Raw genomic sequence first — 24,369 nt, forward strand, 5'->3', positions numbered from 1 at the left:
TATGAAAGCACTGTGTTACCATGGGAAAGAGGATGTAAGAATTGATAATGTCCCCGATCCAAAAATTGAAGATCCAAGAGATGTTATTATTAAAGTGACTTCTACCGCAATTTGTGGATCCGATCTCCATATTTATGGCGATCTAATGCCTACAATGAAGGATGGTGACGTCCTTGGTCACGAGTTTATGGGAGAGGTTGTAGAATTAGGAAAAGATGTCAAAAAATTAAAAAAAGGAGATCGTGTTGTAGTTCCGTTTACGATTGCCTGCGGAAATTGTGATTATTGTGATGATCACAAATATTCTCTTTGTGACAATTCTAACCCGAATGAAGAACTTTGTAGAGAAAATTTAGGACACTCCATTTCCGGGCTATTTGGATTTTCGCATATGTTGGGAGGATTTTCTGGAGGACAGGCTGAGTATGTAAGAATTCCTTATGCAGATTTTGGACCAATTAAAGTTCCGGATTCTTTAAGTGACGAACAAAGTTTATTTCTCTCTGATATTTTCCCAACCGGTTATATGGGAGCTGAAAATGCTGATATTAAACAAGGTGACACCGTTGCAATATGGGGTTGTGGACCAGTAGGCCAATTTGCAATACAAAGTGCTTGGATGCTAGGAGCAAAACGTGTAATTGCTATAGACGTGATTAAAGAACGTCTAGATATGGCTGAGAAACATAGTAAGGCTGAAGTTATTAGAACTGTAGATGCAGATGAAGTATATGCCAAACTGATGGAAATGACAGGTGGCAAGGGCCCTGATTGTTGTATTGATGCGGTTGGTGCAGAAGCTCACGGTACAGAGGGTTTCAAAAAAGATCTTGATAAAGCACAGCCACATGCGTTGGCTCAAATATTTAAATCCTGTAAAAAAGGAGGAAATGTTTCTATACCCGGCGTTTATGTAGGAGAGGTTGATGGTCTACCAATGGGAATGGCGATGAATAAATCCCTTAATTTAAAAATGGGACAAACACATATGCAACATTATTTAGATCCTCTACTTAAAAAAGTAGAAGAAGGAAAAATAGATCCTTCTTTTATTATCACACACAGAATGAAATTAAGTGAAGCTCCGGAAGCTTACAAGAAATTTAGAAATAAAGAAGATGGTTGTGTGAAAGTGGTTTTGACCCCTTAATTTTTTAAAAATAAAACCTTTCATTTATGTATAGAATCCTTTGTAAAATTTTGCAAAGGATTTTATATATAAAGAAATGATTTAATGAAGTCGAGATGAAATGGAATTTAAAAATTACCTTATTCCTTTCAATTACATAAATCTTAGCTAAAAAAATTCGGTTATATTTTTTTCATAACATTTTTTTAAAAAAGCTTAACTTTTTTTAAAGAATTCCAAAATGTCTTTATAAGTAATTTTAGGCTTATAAAATACGTGTAAATATGGAGGTGTTTAACATTCAAGGAATTTTTGTAAAAGATATTTTAAGCGAATTAGCTGCGCAATTCGAAACGTCTTTAACCGAAAGCCTTTCTGAATATAAATTAGAACTTCCAAAATCGTTAGGCGAAGGATTTATACAAGGAATAAATTTTCCGAATGGTGTGGGTTTACTTCAATTTAAGGGAAAATTCAAAAAGCAAGTCGTTTTTAATTTTACCAGCAAAAAAGTACATCCGTTAAAGTTCTTTTATTGTTTAGAAGGAAGTCTCATTCACTCTATAAAACCGGATGGTGAGCGCAGAAAAATTCAGCAATACCAAAGCGCGATTATTTCTTCATATTATCATTTCGGTCATATTTATAAATTTCCGGTAGATGAATATTTTAATTTTCAACTGGTAGAAATCGATCGGAAAGCTTTTCGGGAACACATTAATTATAAATTAGAAGATATTCCGTATTATTTTTATAAACTTTTTGCCGATGTTGAAGGCGTGCGAGAAGTTTTTTACAAAAGCAATTACACTTTACATTTGGCGCAAGTGATTAAGGAAATTGAAGAATTTGATAAAGATAATTTAGTTCGCGTTAATTTTTTAGGCGCAAAAGCGTTAGAAGCACTTTCGTTAATGCTCACAAAATATGAAGACGATTTAAAAGAAAATAACCAGCAACGTATTCTTCGAAAAAGTGAGTTTGAGATTGTAAATGATGTAGAGAATTACATCGATCAGCATTTAATGAATATCGAAACTATTGATGAAATTTCTAAAAAATTCGGTTTAAGCAAACAAAAGTTACAGCAAGGTTTTCAGCTAAAACATCAGCACTCCATTAATGAATATATTAAAAATAAACGCCTAGAACTGGCTTTAAAATTGTTGGATGAGGGTGAAAAAAATATCAGTGAGATCGTCTATGAAATCGGTTTATCCAGCCGCAGTTATTTTTCAAAAATATTTAAAGAAAAATACAAAGTCGCTCCTAGTACCTATTTAAGTTCTAAGTAGTTTAAGCTTCTTCCGGCTCTTCATTATGGAGTAGCGGATGATCTTCTTTATTCAAACCAACAATAGAAATTAGCGTAGTAATGGTATAATAAAGCATGATAATTACCGCTACAATCGCCCCACAAACAATACTCGAAATCGAAGACCAAACATAATAAAGATAGCTGTAATAACTGGTGTTAATACTTTCCGCTTCCGTAAGCGGATTGTTCATCAGCAAAAAAGTTATCACGCTTACAATAAAAACCGTAGCGTCTAACTTTGCGATTTTTAGAATTCGAATATAATAGGTCTTTTTTAATGTAGATTTAGAACCGTGACTAATATTGGTTATCGTGAGCAATAGTGTTAAAATAGTTGCTGAAGCAAGCACGACAGTATTAAAAAAAGTATTCAGTCTCGGTAGCGAAGAAATAATTAAATCTTTCGCTTCTAAACCAGAAACGTGACCCATTAAAATCATTCCTGTAGAAGTAATAACGGTAGCAACAACTCCACCAATTAAAGAGTTTCTACTGAATTTATCCATCTTTTTGCTCACAAATGACTTCATAATTCCTGACTAAGTTTAACCGAATGAAAAAAAATATGAACACAAATGAAAAAACAAGGTATTATTTTTTCACATCTTTTAATAAAAAATCATTTACTTTTTTACTGTCATCTGCGGTGTGAAGTACAGAAATATCGCCGGTCGTTTCAAAAATAACCGCTTTAATTTCGCTTAATTCAATCACGTTCGCTTCTCTTAATTTTGCGCGTAAATCAGATTCTGCTACGCGTGCTTTTCGTAGATTATCATCTAATATTTTTTCGCCGTCCATCAGTAATAAAGGTTTGTTGTCCACTACCGATTGCACAACTTTAAAACGCCGCAAAATGGCAATGAGCATTTGTAAAATATACAACATCGCCAAGCCTAAAAGTCCTTCAGTTAGATTAATGGTTGAAGATAGAATGACGCTGGCAAAAAGGGAACCAATAGCAACAGTCATCGCAAAATCGAAACTGGACATTTTAGAAAAACTTCGTTTTCCTGCTATTTTGGTGAATAGAATAATACCGAAATAAATGCCTACCGAACAGAAAATAATAAATAAAAATGTTTCGGTTGAAATAGAAAATAGTTTTTGAATCATGGTAATTAGTTTTAAGGTTGAAAAATTTTAAGAAAAGCAACGCAACTTAAACCAAATAAAAAATGCGCAACAATAAGCTGAATATAAAATTTTGAAAACTGAATTTCAGGTGGGTTCGGGTGTACAGAAAATGCAATATGCCAACCTAAAACACCGAGTAAGCCAGCAAAAAATCCTAATACAATTCCGCTTAACCACGAAATAGAAATATATTTCCAGATTAAGAAAAATAAAGCTGTGAAAATAAAACCGATTAAAAAATGTAAGAACCATCCTAAAATATGGTGTTTCCCAATAGCAGTCGAAAAATTCGGAAGTCGATTGATCAATATATTAATTAATTGCGGTTCTTTAAACTTTTCATTTTTTACTTCAGAATAAAAATAGCTAAAAAACGTCATTACGGTTGTCGCTGTAATGCTCGAAAAAAATAACATCATTGTTGATAGATTTTTAGATTTAAAAATTAGCTTTATCTTCCGTAAAAAAAGGAAATGTATAAACCCTTAAGATACCAAAAAACCGATAAAAACTATCAAAAAGATTTTATAAAAATTAAAAGCTATGATAAAGATAACCATAGCTTTCAATAAAATATAGTTGGGCAATGAGTTAAGTTATGCAGGAATTTTTTTAGCTTTTTCCTCTCTCTCCCAATTTCTATGTTGAGCAATTCCGTGGGCAAAATCAGCTACCTTTTTATTGATAAATACGCAAGCATCGTTTTTAAAATCTTTGCCATAGGTTTCATCCAATAACTGCTCTCCTTCTTTTTCTACCGCAATTGCCTTACAGTGTTTTAAAGCTTCATTAATAAACTTTTTTGCTTTAGGTTCATCTAAAAGTGCTTTTACACTTTTTTCTCCTCCCGGTACATAAAAGGCATCAAACAAAACGCTCTCTGTGGTAAGAATAGCCGCATCAACTTTATGGTCTTTATTTTTATCACATTTAACTGTTCCGCCGTGAGTAGCAATGATTTTTGGCATTGCGCCTTTTTCTTCTAAGCCTTTTTTCATATTCATAGTAGCTTCACCATCAAAGCCATCACCAACAAGAATAGCAATTTTTCTGCTTACAATACTATCGCTTTTAAGATGTGTTTGACTTAAAGAATCCGATTTTTCTAAGTAATTTTTCTTTTTCCCGGGTTGATGTTTCTTAACATCAGCATCTGCACCAATTGCTTGATTTACGGGTTCTTCTATTTCTTTAGGAATTTCCATGCCTAAACCTTTACCCACTTTTTTTGCTAAGTCTTTATCTATTTCAGCAATTACATATAACATTCTTTTTTTAACATGATCGTAGGTACATTTTCCAATCTCAAAAGTATAAGCATCTACTATATGATTTTTTTCCCATTCTTTTAAACTTCTGTAGAATAAAGCAGGTTGACTAAAATGATCGCTGAAACTTTCGCTACGTTCACGAACCTTTTTTGCATCGATACGTTCTTCATAAGAAGTAAAGCCACCTTCTGCCATTTTTGCCAAATGCGGACAACCACCTCCTATAGAATTAGGGAAATATGCAGTTTTCCCTTTATTTACCGTCATTCGCATATGGGCATCACGTTGATTATTATGAACTTCATTTACAGGACGATTAATTGGAATTTCATGAAAATTAGGACTACCTAAACGTGATAACTGTGTATCGGTATATGAAAATAAGCGTCCTTGTAATAAAGGATCGTTAGTAAAGTCTAAACCTGGAACTAAATGTCCCGGATGAAAAGCTACTTGTTCGGTTTCCGCAAAGAAATTATCTGGGTTCCTATTTAAAGTCATTTTACCAATACGTTGTACCGGCACCATTTCCTCGGGAATTAATTTCGTAGGATCTAATAAATCGAAATCAAATTTATGCTCATCTTCTTCGGGTACTATTTGAAAACCAAGTTCCCATTCTGGGTAATGACCAGCTTCAATAGCATCCCATAAATCGCGTCTGTGAAAATCGGTATCGGCACCGTGTATTTTTACAGCTTCATCCCAAGTTACAGAATGAACGCCTAATAAGGGTTTCCAATGGAATTTTACAAAGTGCGATTTTCCTTCTTTATTAATTAAGCGAAAGGTATGGATTCCAAAACCTTCCATCATTCTATAACTTCTAGGAATGGCACGGTCGCTCATTACCCAAATATGGTTATGCAAAGTTTCCGTGGTTAACGAGACAAAGTCGTAAAACGTATCGTGTGCCGATGCAGCTTGTGGAATATCACGATCAGGTTCTGGTTTTACAGCATGTATTAGATCCGGAAATTTCATCGCATCTTGAATAAAGAAAATCGGCATGTTGTTTCCCACTAAATCGAATACACCTTCTTCTGTATAAAATTTAGTAGAAAACCCACGTACGTCTCTTGCTAAATCTGCAGATCCTTTGTTACCGGCAACGGTTGAAAAACGAACAAATACAGGCGTTTTACGTTTAGTGTCGGTAAATATTCCGGCTTTGGTATATTTTTCTTGACTTTCATATAATTCAAAATAACCGTGCGCTCCACTACCACGAGCGTGAACAATACGTTCTGGTATGCGTTCGTGATCGAAATGTGTTATTTTTTCGCGTAAAATAAAATCTTCTAAAAGAGTTCCACCGCGTTCGCCTGCTTTTAAAGAGTTGTTGGTGTCATTTACTTTAACTCCTTGGTTCGTGGTCATTTTTTTGTCTTTTCCTTCTTCTCTGAATTGCTCTAAGTTCTTGTCTTTAGATGAATTAGATTGTTTTTGGTTTTTGTTAGAATTTTTCATGACGTAATTAAATTGATTAAATAATAATCCCGAAACCTAATTGATTTGCACAAAGAGCTATATCAATTAAATCTTCTACAAGTTTTTTAAAATTATTGATAATTGTTATTTAAAACTGATATTTTAGATAGTTTAATAAGTAATTAACTTTTCTGCTACTTATTAAATCAATACGAATTGCAATAGAGTTAATAGAGCATTGTAATGCCAAAAAATAGCTGCTCAATAAAGTAATTTTATCTCAGTATTCACTCCATTTATATGATAAGGGAGTCGAAATAAAAATTGATAAGTTATTTTGGAATTAATGATAATTATAGTATAACTCCATTACTTGCATCAATCTATGGATTTAAGGTGTTGGGGAATGTCAAATTTTGTCTACAATTTCAATTTCTTTCTTATGGAAGCCCTGCAATTTGTAAACCAATAAATCGATTTGGGGTGTCTAGTTGATTGATTCGTATTTAAAATTCGACAGCTCTTTTGTTATTTAGTTTAGCAGTTTTCAACCGTTTAAAGTCATTGGTTTTAGTTAGTTGTGGGATTTCGAGATGTTCATTCTGACGAGGTTAACTTTGTTCTTTATTAATCTCGTTGTGCAACTTTTTTTAATTGCCAAAAGATAACCCATTGCACATTCATTCTAATAGAGGGTTTTTAATAAATTGTGCGGGAATTTAAAAGTTTTAATATGCTTATTTTCTGAAATATTTAAAAACATCTATACTAAATTAATTGAGACTTTTAGCATTCTATAGTTTGCACATAAGATTGAGAATTTTTTTAGAAGCCATTTAAGTTCCGAAATATAAGGGGGCATTCAGCCAATTTTTTGTAATATTTTGTGGTTTCAGAAAGATATCTAGCGGAGATGATGAGTGTATAATATACTATAATTAATTTGATGCATTTTTAATTATGTTTAATTGAGGTTCTTTATTCTCTTTAAGTTTCTGTAATTCGTAAAAATCAGCTATTTGTTGCGCATAGTCTAATGCGTTTTTACCAATATACTTTAAAAACATTTTTTCGGTGCTGTGGGCTGTTATTTGCATTATTAGGGCGGTTGGTAGTGTGCCATATAAGTTAGTGGCAAATGAACGCCTGCAAACGTGTGAGGTTACAAGTTCGTGTTTAGGATACGTGCCTACAACGGTTCTTTTAACTCCTTTTTCAATATACTTACCTTTCTCATTTTTAGAGATTTCATTACCTTTTTTATCTACCATTACAATTTTACTGCCTGCTGTTAGTTGGTCTATTCCTGCCAGTTTACAAACATCTTTAAAATAGGTATTTAGTTTTTGAATAGATATTTTTTTTGGTAAACCCTCTTTAAGTATTTCTTTAGTTTTTTCAAGTATAGGTATCGTTACGTTTTTGCCTGTTTTCTTTTGTTTCAGTTCTATAACTTCCAAGCCTTGACGTTCTACAAAATTATTTTCGTTTATTGTTAATAGGTCGCTACCTCTTTGTCCTATGTGGCAACCGAATAAAAGCCATTTGCGGGCGTTTTGTAACGCGGGACTAACTATGTGTATATTTTCTATTATTTCTAATTCCTGCTGACTTAAATAAATGATGTGTTCTTTTTGGGGTTTCCCACCTTTAACTTTGCTTAGTTGGGTGCTTGTTTCTATTCCGTCAATTTCTGCATCTCGACAAACTGTTTTTAAGTCATCTACTTTTTTTCGTGCATAACTTTCTGAATAGTATTGCTTATTGATAAGCCAGTTTAAAAAGTCTTTGCCAAAACGTATATCTACATTTTTAACTTTAATCGGGCTTTTATCTTTTTGGTACTTCTCAATAATCTTTAAAAGATTTTTATAGGAATTAATACGGCTTTTAGATAAGCCTAAGCCGTTTTTGCTGTTTTCTCTAATATTGGCGGTGTCAATTACATAAGTTATGCAGTCCGTTATTAAATCGCTTCTCTTTTCTTCTTTTATTGGGTTGAAGTAATTATGAACGGTATTTTTTAGCCAGTCTTTAATTTCGGGGTTCGGCTTTTCATTTTTGTAAACTTTTAAAACACTTTCTTCTAATTCTGAAAGTTCATTGTTTACATCTGAAATAATCTTTTTATCGGATGCTGTAACGTTTCTTTTTTTGTGCCTTGTCTTTTCCCAAAATTCTTTGGTTACTTCTAATTCTGTTTTTGCTTGAAATTGAAATTTTTGCCCTTTAGCATTATTATCCTGTAAACGGATAGTCAACGGTGCTTTTTTACGTGTAGAACGGTATAAAAAATAAACGGTTGCCATATTTTTGAATATTTGAACACTCAAATATAAATATTTCTGACGTACAATTTTTAAAAACCTGTACGCAATTTGTACGCAAATATTCAATTTAATGCAATTTTATTCAATCTACTTCAATAGTGTATTTCGACAATAATTCTTTTAAAGTGTTGATTTTATTAATGCTTTTGCTGTAAAATATAGGGTTTTAGTAAAGTAAGAAATCGTACATTTCAAGTCCCGTCCCGAGTACTCAAACCCTCTTTAATCTTTTGATTTTAGAGGGTTTTTTTGTGCTTTAAATTTAAAAAAATACCCAGTATAAGGTATAATTTGGTGTTCAAAGTTGTTATACTTTTGATTTATAGTTTTAATTAACAGTTCTCATCAATCAAAAAAGAGAAATCCCGAGACTATTTAATTTTTTTAAAGAAGATGCATAACTAACAGGTTGTAATTTGAAAAGTTTTAATGCTCGGGATTTTATTTTTTTTCTCTCAAACAAACCTTCCTTTCGTATATTTAGATTGTGAATTTTAAAAAAATGAAAAAGATATTTTGGGGTTTGGGATTGCTATTTATTTTGAGTTGTAGTGATAATGATAAGAATGAATCTTCTATAGATTATGCGCAAGAAATGCGGAATTTTGTCATCAATATTCATGAAGATGCGATTGATAAAAATTCTGAATTTATTATTATTCCGCAGAATGGAATAGCATTAGTTGCAAATAATCAAGAGGCGACCGGAGATTTAAATCAACCATATTTAGAAGCGATCGACGGAGTAGGTCAAGAAGATTTATATTTTGGGTTTAACCTAATCAATGAACAAACGCCAGTTGAAGAAACTAATAACCTAAATCAATTCTTGCAAAAAATTCAAGCTGAAGGAAAACAAATTTTAGTAACCGATTATTGTTTCAGTCCGGAAAAAGTGAGTTTGGCTTATCAGAAAAATATGTCGCAAAATTATATTCCGTTTGTTGCGCCAGATCGAGAGTTGAATAAAATTCCTTTGCAACAACTACCAGGAGAAAATAATGAAAATGTAACTTCACTTTCGCAAGTTCAAAATTTCTTATACCTTTTGAATACAGAAAATTTTAATTCAAAAGCAGATTTTATTCAGCAAGTTCAGCTAACCAATTATGATTTGTTAATAACCGATTTATTTTTTCAAGCAGAGACCGAGTTTTCTTCCGCAGAAATTGAGCAACTCAAACAAAAAGCTAATGGAGGAAAACGATTGGTAATTGCGTATCTTTCAATTGGTGAAGCTGAAGATTACCGCTATTACTGGAAAGAAAGTTGGAATAGAGATTTCCCCGATTTTATTGAAGCTGAAAACCCTGAATGGGAAGGAAATTTTAAAGTTAAATATTGGGAAGAAGAATGGCAGGAAATAATATATGGAAATGAAGAAGCGTATCTTTCAAAAATAATGAATGCCGGTTTTCAAGGTGTTTATCTTGATATTATTGATGCTTACGAGTATTTCGAATAAAAATTTAAGTTGCATACTATTTTAATTTCTTGTAGCTTTTTCAGCAGAATTTAAAAAGTTATTTGCGATTATGAATTTTTTTCGGTTTCTATTTTTCCTATTATTTTTTTCGTTTGCATTTTCGGCTAATTCACAAGATTCTCTACAAAATAATTCGCCAAAAAAACTCATTATTGGCATTACCGAAACGCCTCCTTTTGTCATGAAAAAAGGAAATAATTTTTCGGGGTTAAGTATTTCTTCGTGGGAAATGTTAAACGAAGACTTATCTTATAATTACGAATACAAACTCTACAATTCACTTGCTGAACTACTAAATGGAATTGAAAATAAAGAAGTAGATTTAAGCATAAACCCCATAACGGTTACCGACAATCGAATGAAAACGCTCGATTTTTCTCAACCCTATTTTATTTCTCACACCGCAGTTGCGAAAAAAACGGAATCTAAGGCTTGGCATTTTCTCAAAAATTTATGGAGTTGGGACTTCATTTCAGCCCTTTTATTACTCATCGGAATTATTTTCATTTTCGGATTATTGGTTTGGTTTTTTGAACGAAAGCATAATCACGATGAATTTGGCGGAAAAGGATTCAGCGGAATTAAAGAAGGTTTCTGGTGGAGCGCCGTAACAATGACAACCGTCGGTTATGGTGATAAATCTCCCAGAACAACCGGCGGAAGAATTGTAGGTTTAATCTGGATGTTTTTAGCCATAATTTTAATTTCCAGTTTAACCGCAGGAATCGCATCGGCGTTAACCGTGCAAAGTATAAATGATGAAATTACAAATGTGCAAGATTTAGAACGGTTTTCTGTGGCTACGGTAGAAAGTTCGAGTTCACAAGAATTTTTAAATCTTTATAATATTCAGCATGAAAAAGTAAAAAGTGGTGAAGAAGGAATACAACAATTAATCGATGGAAAAACGAATTTATTTGTCTACGATCAGCCTATTTTAAATTATTTAATTGAAAAAAACGGAAAAGAAACCGATTTAGAAGTACTTCAAAAAACGTTGAAAAAAGATTATTTTAGTTACGCTTTTCCGAAAGATTCGCCTTTAGTAAAAAAGTTTGATCCCGCATTAATCGCATTATTAAAAACGATGGAGTGGAATACATTACTGAAAGATTTTTAAAACGAATTAAAAACATCATTCTGAACTTGATTCAAAATCTCTTAATGCTGAATTCTAAATCAGAATAGAAAACTTAAATCAAGTTCAGGATGAGGAGAATAGGATTTTTAGCCCCTTATTTTTTATTGCTTCGGATTTAAAATTAAATCGATTCGTTTGAGCAAATCTTTTAAATGATATTCTGTAATCGTGTTTCTATTTCTACGTAAACTACGTTGAAGCTCATTTTCTAAAGCTTCTAATTCACCTCTCACAACCGGGCGAATATCACTTTGGCTTACATTAATTGAACTTCTATTGATGTAATTTCTATAACGCGCCGGAATTTCTTTCTGCTCATTTTTCATAAGATATTCCATTCTATCTACGTATGCGCGCTGTAAATTTCTTCGATACGTATTAATATTTTCAGTTGAATTTAATTCTTCGAAAATTCCTTCACGAAGTTCAGTCATCATATCAAGTAAACCATAAGCTTCTTCACTATTTAAGGTTTCATTTTCAATTAAGCGCGCCATTCTGCCAAACTCCAATAAATTATTTAGCGTTCTAACTTGGTATTGGCGAACCCGCTCTACGCTTCCGTCGAATTCAATTTTATTAAAAATCTCATTTTCTAGAAGCCAATCTGGCGTTTCAAATAAATTTTCTTGTAAAAATTGCATAGCGCGTTGTTGTTTTTCAGTTGAAACATGCTTGTAAACCGCGCCTTCTTGATCGTAGGTTTTGTAATATTCGTAAACGCCACCAATATTAGCCGTTACGTGTCCCATATAACGATTGTATTGCGCTAAAATTTGCTTGTATAAATCATTTAAATCTTCATAATCTTTCCCGTCTTCTTTTGTCCATTCAATTAGATTGGGTACAATACGTTTTAAGTTTTTAATTCCGTACATACTCGCTTTCATCGCGTCGTTTCCTAAATCTTCCGTCTGCGAACTCGGGTCGATTACACTTCCGCTTTGTTGGCTTCCGAAGCGATAAATAGGATCGCCGGCGTGTTCAAGAATCCAATCGTCTAAAATTTCTTTTTCTTCTTTTGCAGTTTTATCGAGAATGGGTTTATAGCCCCATTTTATCGCGTATTTATCATACGGACCAATATTTGGCATTAACGCCACATCGCCATCTTCCGGTTGAGCGATATAGTTAAATCTTGCATAATCCATGATGGAAGGTGCAGTTCCATATTTTTTGGTGAATTCCGCATCGCGTAAATCTTCTACATCGTACGCAACGCTACTTCCCATATTGTGCGGTAAACCCAACGTGTGACCAACTTCGTGGGAAGAAACAAAACGAATTAATCTTCCCATAATTTCATCTTTAAATTCTACGCCACGCGCATTTTCATTAATGGCAGCGGTTTGTACAAAAAACCAATTGCGCAATAAAGTCATCACATTATGATACCAATTAATATCAGATTCTAAAATTTCTCCGGAACGCGGATCGCTCACGTGCGGTCCGTTTGCATTTGGAATAGGAGACGCTAAATAACGCACCACCGAATAGCGAACATCTTCTGGACTCCAATCGGGATCTTCTTCTTTTGTGGGCGCGTCTTTGGCAATAATGGCATTTTTAAAACCCGCTTCTTCAAAAGCAACTTGCCAATCTTCAATTCCTTGTTTTATGTAAGGGCGCCATTTTTCGGGAGTCGCCCGATCTATATAATAGACAATTTGTTCTTTCGGTTCAACTAACTCACCGCGATTAAATTTTTCAATGTCTTCTTCTTTAACTTCTAATCGCCACCGATCTAAATAACGGACTTTTTTACTTTTTTGCGCATCTAACCCATAATCGGTTTGGCTTCTGGCAAACCAACCAACTCGCTGATCGAAATAGCGACGTTTCATAGGTTCTTTAGGAAGTAAAACCATCGAGTTACTTAGCTCTACAGAAATTGAACCGGTACTTTTATTAGAAGGCGGTTTGCTCGCATTATAGGTTTTTACGTGCCGAACTTCAATATTTCTTGGGTAACTTCTTATGGTGTCGAGGTAGGAACGGTCATCATCTAAACGTGAAATTTTATAATTTTCTCTTTGTGATTCTCTTATTCCTAAGGCTTTTACATCTTTTCCAAATAAATCGCTTACCTCAATAACGGTAGCGTTATTCAGCGAATCTTTATGAAAAGCTTTTATAGGAAAAGAATATAAAATCGGTTCAAAATTAGAATTTATAACCGCTTCATGAACCGGTAATGAATCTGCTGCTACAACTTCATGCGAAACCACGCGAAGCAAAACGCGATCGTTTTTCTTTTGCCAACGTAAAACTTGGGTATTTTGTTTGCCGCCACCAAAACCTAAACCACTTGCAGTTTTAGCAATTCGCGTAACCATGAGCATCTCTCTATTGAAAAGCGAATCTGGAATTTCATAGAAATATTTTTTATCAAGGTAATGGACGGTAAAAAGACCATCATCAGACTTTGCTTCTTTTGTAATTACTTTGTTGTAGGCTTTTATATCGCCATCCTTTTTAGAGGATTTTTTTTCTGAAGTACTTTTTTTCTCTTGTGATTGAAAAATTGCACAACTGGAAAGTGATAGTGCAAGAAAAATAAAACACGTTTTTAAAATAATTCGTTGATTCATAGGAATGAAATTAATGTCGGTTACACCTTTGACCTAATTTTACTGAAATGGTTTAAACTGAAAGGTTGTACAATTTTCGATAAGAAAATTTTGGAGCATAATATTTTTCAAGGAAAGTTCGATTCCAAAAATGTTTTTTGAAAAGAAAAAAAGGATCTTTTGCCACGAATTTTGGAATAAAATGATACCAGCGAATCCCAATTCGATTTAGAAATTGATCAACTTCTGGTAATAAGCCTAATTCTTTCGCGGCAATTTTAAGTGCGTGACGTTGGCATTTAGAGGAAATATAATTATTCGCTATTTTCGGTTGAAAACCATATTCAAAAAGTTGATCTTTTATGCGTTTATAATTTTGAAAACGCGACCAGCTATCCATAAATACTAAGAAAATATGCATAAATGCAAACAGAAAACAGCTCAACCAAAAAGCTATCCAAATAGTAGAATTATATAATTGCGCTTGCTGTAATTGATACCCATAAATAACAGATTCTGCGATAAAAAGTCCTTGGGAAATCAATAGCCATTTACTTACGTGAAGATACGATATAAACAGCGACGGTTGCTTCGGAAGTTTTTGCAGGTTCATTTTTCTAAAATAGAAAAATAAAATCTAATCAAATAAATCTATCGTATCAATTTCTTTATAACCATTTCCTAGAAAGCCACCTTTTATAAAATCAAAGTGCTTACCACCATAAACTAAAGCTATTTTTTTTAGTTTAGACTCATAGACCCGCTTTTCGATAGTGTCGTTTCTAGTGTAAACAATAATATCATCAGCGCGAACTTGAGGAACAGTTTCGCATTCATATTTTTCTAAATAATTGGTTTGCCAATCACAATTGGTTAATTTTATGGTACCGTATTTCTCTTCGTAGATTTCGATTAACTCGTTCATCGGAATATCGACGTTAATGTCTTCAGGTTGTAACCCCATGTTTTCATAACTTTCAGAGCTGTATTTACTATTTCTAATAGCTCTTGGAATAGATTTATTTTGCTGATTTTTATAATTACTCAAGTACATTCCTGTAATTTTTCTCATCTTACGTGTAATGGTATCTATTTCTTCTGGCGAAAAAGCAGTAGAATCTTTTAATGCCACACCTTCTAAAAAAACAGTATATCCTTTTTCCCGAAGTTTTTCTAACTTCGTTTTTACATCTGCATAAAATTCTGGACGGTTAATATGTACCATCGGAAAAAGTACTAGCGTTTTATCTTTTTCTTGGTTATAAAAAACTTCTGTTTTAACTTTTTTTGAGGTTATTAATTTTAGAAGTAATGAATTGCAAGAAAAAAAAGTACAAGTAATAAAAACTAAAATAAGAGGTCTAAGATATTTCATAAATACTATTTTGCAATTTAAAAGTAAAATATAAAAAAGGAATCACCCAACTAAGAATGATTCCTTTTTAAAATAATATTTTTAAGTTTTCTTGTCTTTTACTCATCCAATTCCACAAACAAACCCTCATCGGTTTTATTTACCGTAGCTAAATTATGTTTGCGAAGTCCTTTAATGGCTTTGTCCCACTTTTTATTGCTAAGTCCAGATTTTCCTTTTATAGTTTCCAATTCTTGTGGAGATTCTTTCTTTAAAATATCTAGGACCGTTTTTTCTTCTTCGGTTAATTCTATCTTTTTACGTTCCGGTTTCATTTGCGGGAAAAACAACACTTCTTGAATTGATGGATTATTGGTTAAAAACATTATTAAACGATCCATTCCGATTCCTAAACCAGAAGTTGGCGGCATTCCGTATTCTAAGGCGCGTAAGAAATCTTGGTCGATAAATTCGGTTGCTTCATCATCACCTTTTTTAGATAATTTTAATTGTTCTTCAAAACGCTCACGCTGATCGATCGGGTCATTTAATTCAGAATAAGCGTTGGCAATTTCTTTTCCGCAGACCATTAATTCAAAACGTTCGGTTAACTCTGGATTGTCGCGGTGTTCTTTACAAAGCGGACTCATTTCTTTCGGGTAATCGGTAATAAAAGTTGGCTGAATGTAATTTCCTTCACATTTTTCGCCAAAAATTTCATCGATTAATTTCCCTTTTCCCATCGTTTCGTCAACTTCCAAATCCATTTCTTCCGCTGCTTTTCTAATTTCAGCTTCAGATTTTCCAGTAATATCAAAACCGGTAAATTCTTTAATGGCATCGGTCATCGTTACTCTTTTATACGGCGCTTTAAAATCTATTTTGTGTTCGTTAAAAGTAGTTTCGGTAGTTCCATTAACCTCTAATGCGCAATATTCGAGCAATTTTTCGGTGAAGTCCATCATCCAATTGTAGTCTTTGTAGGCTACGTAAATTTCCATCGCGGTAAATTCAGGATTGTGCGTTCTATCCATTCCTTCATTTCTGAAGTTTTTAGAGAACTCATAAACGCCGTCAAAACCGCCAACAATTAATCTTTTTAAATATAATTCGTTCGCAATTCGTAAATACAATGGAATATCTAACGCGTTATGATGCGTCACAAATGGTTTTGCAGCAGCGCCGCCTGGGATTGATTGTAAAATTGGGGTTTCAACTTCAAAATATCCTTTTTCGTTGAAGAAATTTCGCATCGCGGTAAATAATTTTGTACGCTTTTTGAAGATTTCTTTTACTTTGGGATTCACTGCTAAATCTGCGTAACGCTGACGGTAACGCATTTCAGGATCATTAAATTTATCGAACTCTTTTCCTTCTTTGTCAACTTTTGGTAACGGAAGCGGTTTTAACGATTTACTCAGCAACGTAAATTTTTTCACCATCACAGTTTTTTCACCTACTTGCGTGGTAAATAATTCTCCTTCAATTCCAATAAAATCTCCGAAGTCTAACAATTTTTTATAAACATCGTTGTATTGGGTTTTATCTTCTCCCGGGCAAATTTCGTCACGATTAAAATAAACTTGAATGCGTCCTTCAGAATCTTGTAATTCAGCAAAAGAAGCTTTACCTTGAATTCTTCTAGACATTAATCTACCTGCGATAATCACTTTTTTTCCTTCTTCAAATTCCTGTTTAATCTTAGCAGAAGTATGATCTACCGGGAATAAATCTGCCGGATACGGATTGATGCCTAATTTTCTAAGCGAAGCTAATTTTTCTCTTCGTACAAGTTCTTGTTCAGATAATTGCATAAGTCATTTCTATTTTTAAAGGCGCAAAGATAATTACAAAGAAGTTAGCAATCAAAAAAGCAAGGAAAAGCTTTTTAAATTAATAGCAAAGTAGGATTTTTTTTAGTTGATTTGTTTTATATATGAAAACGAAAAACCAATATCATGAAAAAACTATTACTATTATTTAGCCTAGTGGCTAGCACAACATTTGCGCAAGTTACCGCAAGCGATGCTACATTAACTGTCTGTGAAGTAAATACAGATGGTTTCGCCACATTCGATTTAACACAAGCAGATAATGATGTATTAAACGGTCAATCGGCATCGAATTTTCAAGTGAGTTACCATGTTACAATAAATGATGCTCAAGATGCGGTAAATCCAGTACTACCAACTTATACAAACACAACTCCTTTTAACGAGACACTATACGCTCGAGTTGAAGAGCTAGGAAACGGAAATTTTGAAACATCACTACTTTTTCTAGAAGTTGGAGAAGAAGCTATAGCTAATCCAGCTCAAGATATTGTGGTCTGTGGAAATCAAGGTTTCGGAACGTTTGATTTAACCTTTAATGAATCTATCGTGTTAGGAAGTCAAAACCCTAGTATGTTTGATGTTTCTTTTTATTTGAGTCAGTCAGATGCCGATGCAGAAACCAACGAAATAGTAAATTCCTCAGCTTTTACTAATACAAATGATCCACAAACAATTTATGTACGAGTACAAAATGCCAATTCCAATTGTTATGCAATGACAAGTTTTACTATTTCAACTACAGACTGTAGTCAAGATACCGATAGTGATTTAGTAGTGACTTCTGTCGAAGATTTAAACACCAATGGCAATTTAAACGATGACGATACCGATGGCGATAATATCCCTAATTATTTAGATGAGGATGATGACGGTGATGGCGTTTTAACCGCGGATGAAGATTATAATGGAAATGGAGACCCAACAGATGACGATACTAATTCGAACAATGTGCCCGATTATTTAGAACAAAGCGTGGCACTTTCTACCGGGAATTTTGAAACGATAGATTTTTCAATTTATCCAAATCCAGCTCAAGATAATATTACAATTCAATTAAATAATACTGAAGTTGAAAAAATGCAACTTTTTAATATGAACGGAAAATTAATAAAAGAATTTTCATTCCAAAATGCTTCACGAAAACAAGAAGTTTCAATTTCAGAATTTTCTACGGGTGTTTATTTCTTAAAAATTTCAACTAAAAAAGAAAGTATCATAAAAAAACTTTCGATTAAATAAAGCATTTTAAAATTTTAAAACTCGTTTGTAGAGTGGAGTTGATTTGTTGAAAAAGCCACAATCGTATTTGATTGTGGCTTTTTTATATTCAGCTAATAATAATTGTAACTTTGTAGCGTCAAATTATTGGTGATGAATAAAAAAATAAAAGTACAAGAATTAGGCGTTAAAGATTATAAAGAAACTTGGGACTTTCAAGAGGAACTTTTTCAGGCTATTTTACAAACGAAAATTAAAAATAGGAGAGAAGAACTTGAATTACCTACACAAAATCATCTACTTTTTGTAGAACATCCGCACGTTTATACTTTAGGAAAAAGTGGCGATTTTAAAAATCTTCTCTTAAATGAAGCCGAACTAGAAAAAAAAGGAGCAACGTTTTATAAAATTAATCGTGGCGGCGATATTACGTATCACGGTCCGGGGCAAATTGTTGGATATCCAATTCTAGATTTAGAAAATTTCTTTACCGATATTCATAAATACTTGCGCTTGCTAGAAGAAATGGTGATTTTAACTTTGGCGGAATATGGTTTAAAAGCCGAAAGAAGCAAAGGTGAAACCGGCGTTTGGTTAGATGTTGGTACGCCATTCGCCAGAAAAATTTGTGCAATGGGCGTTCGGGCGAGTCGCTGGGTAACGATGCACGGTTTTGCCTTAAATATAAATGCCGATTTAGGCTATTTCGACAATATTGTTCCCTGCGGAATAAAAGATAAAGCGGTAACTTCCTTAAATGTTGAATTAGGAAAAAAAGAAATTCCCATTACCGAGGTAAAAGAAAAATTACTCAAACATTTTGTTGAATTATTTGAGGTGGAAACTACTTAAATTATTTTCCGAAATTAAACTTTAAATCTATTCCAGTGAATAAATCAGAACGCTATCCTCTTCACCTTGAACACAAAATTCTAAACCTCCGCGGTTATCTAGATTTGCTAAACTAATTGTAGAATTTCCGTAAACCGGAAAACCGGAAAGCAAATTCGCGTTGCTATCAAAAAGATAAACTTTGCTTGCTTGAGTATCGGTTATGCTCACGTAAATTTTATTATCGATATAAAATAGTTTAGGATTGGTATATAAACCAAAATCTAATTCTACTTTTTTTCCTTTTATACGAAGTATATTTTCAGAAAAAGTAACCAAAGTTTTTGCTGTGGCATCTATCGCATGCGTTTCAGAAAGATCTGCATTTTTTGTCGATTGTTTCCCGCTTTCAGAAATTTGAATCAATTTTCCTTCTTTGGTAGTTGAAGTGAATTGATTATCGTACAAATACCATTCATTATCAGTAAAATCGATTTGCTTTTCAACGTTTACCCGAGTTTTGCCAACGCGGTCTAAAATATGAAGTTGTCCGTTTTCTTCAGGAATTAAAATATAATCTTTTCTACCGATTCTAATGTGTTTTGGGCTTTGCGAAACTTCGCTTTTTGTTTTATTAAAGGTAAAGCCTTTTACTTCTTTTCCATCTTTATTAAACATGGTAAGTTTATTTCCGCGGGTAACAATAAAACGGTATTTGCTATTATTATCGTAATCGAAAACGGCGAGCGGTTGCGTAATAGTTTCAGAAAATTCCTTTGGAAATGGTTTTACCGTATCGCCATCGATATCATAAAGGTAGAAACTATTTTGGGTATTGAAAACCAGTTGCAATCTACCGTTATTAAAAATATCGATTTGTTGAATATCGCCTAAAATTCTTCCGTCTAATTGTTTTTTCCAGCGTAATTTTCCTTCAGGATTAAAAATATATAAAGTATTAGAAACGCCTTGCACAACAATATTTTCATTTTTTGTTCGCCAATTGGTCACAAATTGTGGGCGTGTGGCTAATTTTTCTTCCACTTTTATGCTTAGTAATTGTGAACTTCCGCCACTTTTTTCTTCCGCTTCCGCTTTTTCAATTATCGCGTTTACGTGTGCAAAATTATTGTCGTACACAAATTGTAATGCGCTTAATTGATTTTCTGCTAACTTAATTTCTTCGAATTCTTTCTGGTATTTTCCTTCAACGCTTTCAGCTAAAATCGTTTTAATGTTTTTGTTGATGCCAATAAATAAAAGGGAAGATTCATCACTCAGTTTTTCTCGTGTAGCTTCATAATAAGCTTGATTTCCGAGCACGCTTCGGTTTTGATAATTCGCAATTATATTTTCTAAAACTTGCATTTCTTCAGCAAAGACAAAAAAGTGATCAAGTTGCGTGTAATAATTTAATTTCTTTTGTTTGATAAGCGGGAAAAAGGAATCGAAAAAGAAGTTTGGCGCATCGAATTCAAAAACCGAAACACCTCGAAATTCTTCTGCAATTTTTTGATTCGCCAAAAGCGCGTCTTGCGTGAGACTATTTTCAATAGAATTTAAAACAATCGCAGTTCTGTTATTAGCGTAAATGGCGCCTATTTCTTTAGCTGAATTTAAAAGTGGTTCGTTTTCAACAGGAGGTAATTCTTTTTCGCGATAAGTGGAAATATTCTCGCGTAGTTTTTCATAATCTTTATAGGTAAACGAATACATTCCTGAAGCATTTACCGGTGTAATATTTGCGATGTCGTTTTGTTGAGGTTTGTTTCCTTTAAAAATATTCAGAATTCTGTTTTCTTGGGGATTCGCTTTTGAAACCCCATTTAGATGAATGCCGTTTTCTCGAATGTCAAGGTCCACTGCGGTCCAATCTGAAAAATTAGCTAAATAGCTAGCCGATCGATTTGGCGTGAGTTCGCCGTAAATTTCTCGTAATTGTGGATGATTTATAAAAACTGCAGACGAATTTTTTCCGGCAACGCTATAAATTTCGGTGAGTTGTTCGTTTTGCGGTAACTTATTATTAAAAACCCGGATAATGTTTTCTAAAACCAATTTTGAATCGCTGAGAATGAAAATTGAATTCAACGTTGTTGCATAGCCAATTTTATTTTCTAAAGTGTATTTTTTTACTTCTTGACCATCGTAGGTAAACGATTCTACTTTTTTATTTGCGATAGAATCGGTATTTACCATATTCGGTTTTCCTTCAGTAATTAAAGTAAATCCGAAATCGTTTCTTCCATTTTTGGTGTAACAAATTAAACTTTCCTCTTTTAGCTGAATATAATCGAGCAGCGCTAAATTTTCAGCAAAAAATTGAATAGGCGAAATATCTTTGTTTTCGGCAAAAAGTTTATTCTTATGAAACTGTTTTTTTAATTTTTCGAGATTATCTGTTTTTATAATCGCTGCGGTTTTTGGCGGAACAAAACTCAACAGTTCAGATTTTTCTTGCGTTTCACTTTCACAAGAAAACAAGAGAAGTAGAAAGGGTAATAAGAATATAATTTTTTTCATAGCTGCTTACTCAAATATACGTGTATTGAATTCTACTTTATGTTAAACAAAATTAAAAAAAGTAACCGAAATTAAAGATCTAATAAAAGCTGATCGGGTAGAAGCTTAAAACTTTTCCGATGGTATTTTGTGGGGCCAAATTCTTTAATAGCCGCGCGATGTTCTTTGGTTGGGTAACCTTTATTTTTTTTCCAATTATAAGCCGGAAATTCTTTGTGAATTTTTGCCATAAATTCATCGCGATGGGTTTTTGCCAAAATGGAAGCCGCCGCGATATTCAAATATTTTCCGTCACCTTTAATAATGCATTTATGGGGAACTTCACCAAAAGGTTTAAATTTATTTCCATCAACCGCAATATGTTCCGGTTTATGCTGAAGTTTTTCTATCGCTTTGTGCATCGCTAAAATGGAAGCATTTAAAATGTTTATTTCATCAATTTTTTCCATCATTATATGTGCAACACCAAAACTTACCGCTTCTCGCTGAATAATTTCCCGTAATAAATCTCTGTTTTTTAAAGACAATTGTTTGGAGTCGTTTAAAATTTCATTCGAAAAATCGTCTTTCAGAATTACTGCCGCCGCAGTTACCGGTCCGGCTAAGCATCCTCTTCCGGCTTCGTCGGTTCCGCATTCAATTAAATTGGTTGCAAATTGGAGTTGTAACATGCTGTAAAGGTACTATTTTGTAACAATGCTTAGAATAGATTGCGTATGAAAATTACATTCAGTAAAAAATTATACTTTTGTGGCATTAAACGATGAAATGAGGAAGTATCTATTTGTATTTTTACTATTAATTTTACCGCTGAGTTTACTCGCGCAAAATCGTGGACTTCAAGATCGAAATAGTTCTAGGCAATTAGATGCCAGAAATCAATCGCTCAATAATAGAAGAGGAGATAATAAAACGGTAGTCGATAATCGAGAAAAACCACCTATTGAAGATTATAAAATTATTTCTGTTGAAAATGATACCACGCATGTCGATACTACATTAAGTATTTATAAAGATTACAAATATAATTACCTGCGGAAAGACAATTTTGAATTAATACCATTTTCAAATGTTGGTCAACCGTATACGCAACTTGGCTATTCATTTAACGAAGTTTCTTTATTACCCGATATTGGAGCGCGCGGAAAACATTTTGCATATTATGAAGTAGGCGATATTTATTACTATCACGTTCCTACGCCATTAACCGAATTATTTTTTAAAACCACTTTCGAGCAAGGGCAAAATGTAGATGCTTTTTTTACTACTAATATGACACCGCGTTTAAACTTTTCGATTGCTTATCGTGGTTTGCGTTCATTGGGGAAATATCAGCATATAATGACAAGTCAAGGTAGTTTCCGTTTTACGGTTAATTACCAAACAAAAAATAATCGCTACGATTTAAAAACACATTTTGTTTCGCAAGATTTAAATACTGAAGAAAACGGTGGATTAACTCCGCTGGCAAATCAACAATATAAATCGGGCGATGATCAATTTGGTGATCGTTCAGTATTAGAAGTGAATTATGAAGATGCTGAAACCATGTTATATACCAAGCGATTTTTTCTGAAGCATCATTACAAAATCGCAAAAGGAAATGATTCCACCGGAAACAATCAATTAAGAGTCGGGCATATTTTAAACTTCACCGATAAAGAATTTCGCTTTAGTCAAGAAACAGCGTTTGCAGGTTATGGCGCAACTTATGAAAATACTTCGCTTAGAGATGAAGTAGAATATCAAAATGTAAGCAATACTTTCTACGGAAGATATAAAAATAATTTACTGGGCGATCTTACTTTTAAAACACGATTTACCGATTATAATTATGGATACCGATCAAAACTTATTCTTGAAAGCGGAGTTATTCCAAATCGTTTAACAGGAAATTTTCTTTCGGTAGGTGGCGCTTATGAAAAAAAAATAGGAAAAGTATATTTCAACGCTGATGCGATGATTAATCTCAGTGATGAAATATCTGGGAATTATTTAAAAGCAAACGCAGGTTACAATTTAAATGAAAATTATAAGTTAGATGCCGGTTTAACTATAAATTCTAGAACACCAGATTTTAATTTTTTGCTTTTTCAAAGTGATTATGTAAATTATAATTGGCGGAATAATTTCGATAATATTCAGTCACAAAATATTCACATCAACTTAAACGCCAAAAAAATAGCTGAATTTCAAGCCGATTTTACTCAAATAAATAATTATACATACTTCGGAACTCGAACTAATTTACCTGAAAATAGTGCTCTTGATTCGCTGGTTACACCTTATCAACATAATGGAAGTGTAAGTTACTCTAAATTTAAACTGAAAAGAAAATTCACTGTGGGGCATTTTTCGTTAGATAATACAATTATGTATCAACGAGTGCTAAATGGTGAAGATGTATTTAGGGTGCCAGATTTGGTTACTCGTCAAGCATTATATTACGATAATCATTTTTTTGATAGAAACCTTTATTTGCAAACTGGTTTTATCTTTAAATATTTCACATCTTATAATGCAAATGCATACGATCCTGTTTTAGCTGAATTTTTTGTACAAGATGAACAAGAGATCGGGAATTTTCCAATTTTAGATTTTATAGTGAACGCCAAAATCCGTCAGACCCGTATTTTTTTCAAGTTGGAGAATGCGCAATCCTTATTGGATCAGAATACCAATTACGTAGCTCCTTTGCATCCTTACCGTGATTTTGCGATCCGTTTTGGTTTGGTCTGGAATTTCTTTTTATAAAAAATAAGGGTTTAGGAGTTTGTTTTCCAGAAGGTTGTTTC

At 33.2% G+C, this 24,369-nt stretch carries 19 protein-coding genes; 7 read left to right on the forward strand and 12 right to left on the reverse strand.

The window, feature by feature from the left end; all coding sequences use genetic code 11:
• Position 1 precedes the first annotated feature (1 nt).
• Together ACFFGL_RS11965 and ACFFGL_RS11970 are read left to right on the forward strand one after the other, a co-directional pair.
• Positions 2-1,150, forward strand: coding sequence for a zinc-dependent alcohol dehydrogenase (locus ACFFGL_RS11965; protein WP_309730699.1), 1,149 nt, complete (start codon positions 2-4; stop codon positions 1,148-1,150).
• A gap of 263 nt (positions 1,151-1,413) precedes the next feature.
• On the forward strand, positions 1,414-2,424 hold the full coding sequence (locus ACFFGL_RS11970; protein ID WP_309730696.1) for a helix-turn-helix domain-containing protein: 1,011 nt from the start codon (positions 1,414-1,416) through the stop codon (positions 2,422-2,424).
• 1 nt (position 2,425) lies between these two features.
• Here ACFFGL_RS11970 and ACFFGL_RS11975 read toward each other — a convergent pair whose 3' ends face one another.
• The 5 genes from ACFFGL_RS11975 to ACFFGL_RS11995 form a co-directional block, all read right to left on the reverse strand.
• Positions 2,426-2,977, reverse strand: a complete 552-nt coding sequence (locus ACFFGL_RS11975) for a hypothetical protein (RefSeq protein ID WP_309730693.1) — start codon at positions 2,975-2,977, stop codon at positions 2,426-2,428.
• A 61-nt stretch (positions 2,978-3,038) separates the two neighbouring features.
• Positions 3,039-3,563, reverse strand: coding sequence for a DUF421 domain-containing protein (locus tag ACFFGL_RS11980; RefSeq protein WP_309730690.1), 525 nt, complete (start codon positions 3,561-3,563; stop codon positions 3,039-3,041).
• An 11-nt stretch (positions 3,564-3,574) separates the two neighbouring features.
• Positions 3,575-4,003 (reverse strand): hypothetical protein, encoded by a 429-nt coding sequence (locus tag ACFFGL_RS11985; protein ID WP_309730689.1) that lies wholly within the window; start codon positions 4,001-4,003, stop codon positions 3,575-3,577.
• 177 nt (positions 4,004-4,180) lie between these two features.
• The gene (locus tag ACFFGL_RS11990; protein WP_309730686.1) at positions 4,181-6,325 is read right to left on the reverse strand and encodes a catalase; all 2,145 of its coding nucleotides are present in this window, start codon (positions 6,323-6,325) and stop codon (positions 4,181-4,183) included.
• Positions 6,326-7,224: 899 nt separating this feature from the next.
• Entirely contained in the window at positions 7,225-8,595 is a 1,371-nt protein-coding gene (locus ACFFGL_RS11995) for a tyrosine-type recombinase/integrase (RefSeq protein ID WP_309730683.1), read from the reverse strand.
• A gap of 523 nt (positions 8,596-9,118) precedes the next feature.
• On the opposite strand from ACFFGL_RS11995, the gene ACFFGL_RS12000 reads away from it, so the two are divergent.
• On the forward strand, positions 9,119-10,081 hold the full coding sequence (locus ACFFGL_RS12000) for an endo alpha-1,4 polygalactosaminidase (protein ID WP_309730681.1): 963 nt from the start codon (positions 9,119-9,121) through the stop codon (positions 10,079-10,081).
• A 21-nt stretch (positions 10,082-10,102) separates the two neighbouring features.
• Here the strand turns inward: ACFFGL_RS12000 and ACFFGL_RS12005 are convergent, their stop codons facing one another.
• Positions 10,103-10,285: a hypothetical protein gene (locus ACFFGL_RS12005; RefSeq protein WP_309730679.1), complete on the reverse strand. Its 183-nt coding sequence runs from the start codon at positions 10,283-10,285 to the stop codon at positions 10,103-10,105.
• Between ACFFGL_RS12005 and ACFFGL_RS12010 the strand changes: the two genes are divergently transcribed.
• On the forward strand, positions 10,284-11,222 hold the full coding sequence (locus ACFFGL_RS12010) for a transporter substrate-binding domain-containing protein (RefSeq protein ID WP_309730677.1): 939 nt from the start codon (positions 10,284-10,286) through the stop codon (positions 11,220-11,222). The two genes, ACFFGL_RS12005 and ACFFGL_RS12010, sit on opposite strands and share 2 nt — an antisense overlap.
• A gap of 122 nt (positions 11,223-11,344) precedes the next feature.
• Here the strand turns inward: ACFFGL_RS12010 and ACFFGL_RS12015 are convergent, their stop codons facing one another.
• From ACFFGL_RS12015 to lysS, 4 genes are all read right to left on the reverse strand, one after another.
• Positions 11,345-13,834 (reverse strand): zinc-dependent metalloprotease, encoded by a 2,490-nt coding sequence (locus ACFFGL_RS12015; RefSeq protein WP_309730674.1) that lies wholly within the window; start codon positions 13,832-13,834, stop codon positions 11,345-11,347.
• Positions 13,835-13,886: 52 nt separating this feature from the next.
• Entirely contained in the window at positions 13,887-14,426 is a 540-nt protein-coding gene (locus tag ACFFGL_RS12020; RefSeq protein ID WP_309730671.1) for a hypothetical protein, read from the reverse strand.
• Between the two features lie 24 nt (positions 14,427-14,450).
• Positions 14,451-15,188 carry a hypothetical protein gene (locus ACFFGL_RS12025; RefSeq protein ID WP_309730669.1) on the reverse strand — a complete coding sequence of 246 codons (738 nt, stop codon included), beginning with the start codon at positions 15,186-15,188 and terminating at the stop codon, positions 14,451-14,453.
• Positions 15,189-15,286: 98 nt separating this feature from the next.
• Positions 15,287-16,981: a lysine--tRNA ligase gene (lysS, locus tag ACFFGL_RS12030; RefSeq protein ID WP_309730666.1), complete on the reverse strand. Its 1,695-nt coding sequence runs from the start codon at positions 16,979-16,981 to the stop codon at positions 15,287-15,289.
• Positions 16,982-17,125: 144 nt separating this feature from the next.
• Here lysS and ACFFGL_RS12035 point away from each other — a divergent pair, with 144 nt between their 5' ends.
• Positions 17,126-18,241 carry a T9SS type A sorting domain-containing protein gene (locus ACFFGL_RS12035; RefSeq protein ID WP_309730664.1) on the forward strand — a complete coding sequence of 372 codons (1,116 nt, stop codon included), beginning with the start codon at positions 17,126-17,128 and terminating at the stop codon, positions 18,239-18,241.
• A gap of 132 nt (positions 18,242-18,373) precedes the next feature.
• Positions 18,374-19,072, forward strand: coding sequence for a lipoyl(octanoyl) transferase LipB (lipB, locus tag ACFFGL_RS12040; protein WP_309730662.1), 699 nt, complete (start codon positions 18,374-18,376; stop codon positions 19,070-19,072).
• 27 nt (positions 19,073-19,099) lie between these two features.
• Here lipB and ACFFGL_RS12045 read toward each other — a convergent pair whose 3' ends face one another.
• On the reverse strand, positions 19,100-21,574 hold the full coding sequence (locus ACFFGL_RS12045; protein WP_309730661.1) for a ribonuclease HII: 2,475 nt from the start codon (positions 21,572-21,574) through the stop codon (positions 19,100-19,102).
• Positions 21,575-21,645: 71 nt separating this feature from the next.
• Entirely contained in the window at positions 21,646-22,245 is a 600-nt protein-coding gene (locus tag ACFFGL_RS12050; RefSeq protein ID WP_309730659.1) for a ribonuclease HII, read from the reverse strand.
• Positions 22,246-22,342: 97 nt separating this feature from the next.
• Here ACFFGL_RS12050 and ACFFGL_RS12055 point away from each other — a divergent pair, with 97 nt between their 5' ends.
• Positions 22,343-24,328, forward strand: coding sequence for a putative porin (locus tag ACFFGL_RS12055; protein WP_309730658.1), 1,986 nt, complete (start codon positions 22,343-22,345; stop codon positions 24,326-24,328).
• The last annotated feature ends 41 nt before the right edge of the window (positions 24,329-24,369 follow it).

It is taken from the genome of Mesonia maritima (assembly GCF_042433895.1).
GTDB classification, from domain to species: domain Bacteria; phylum Bacteroidota; class Bacteroidia; order Flavobacteriales; family Flavobacteriaceae; genus Mesonia; species Mesonia maritima.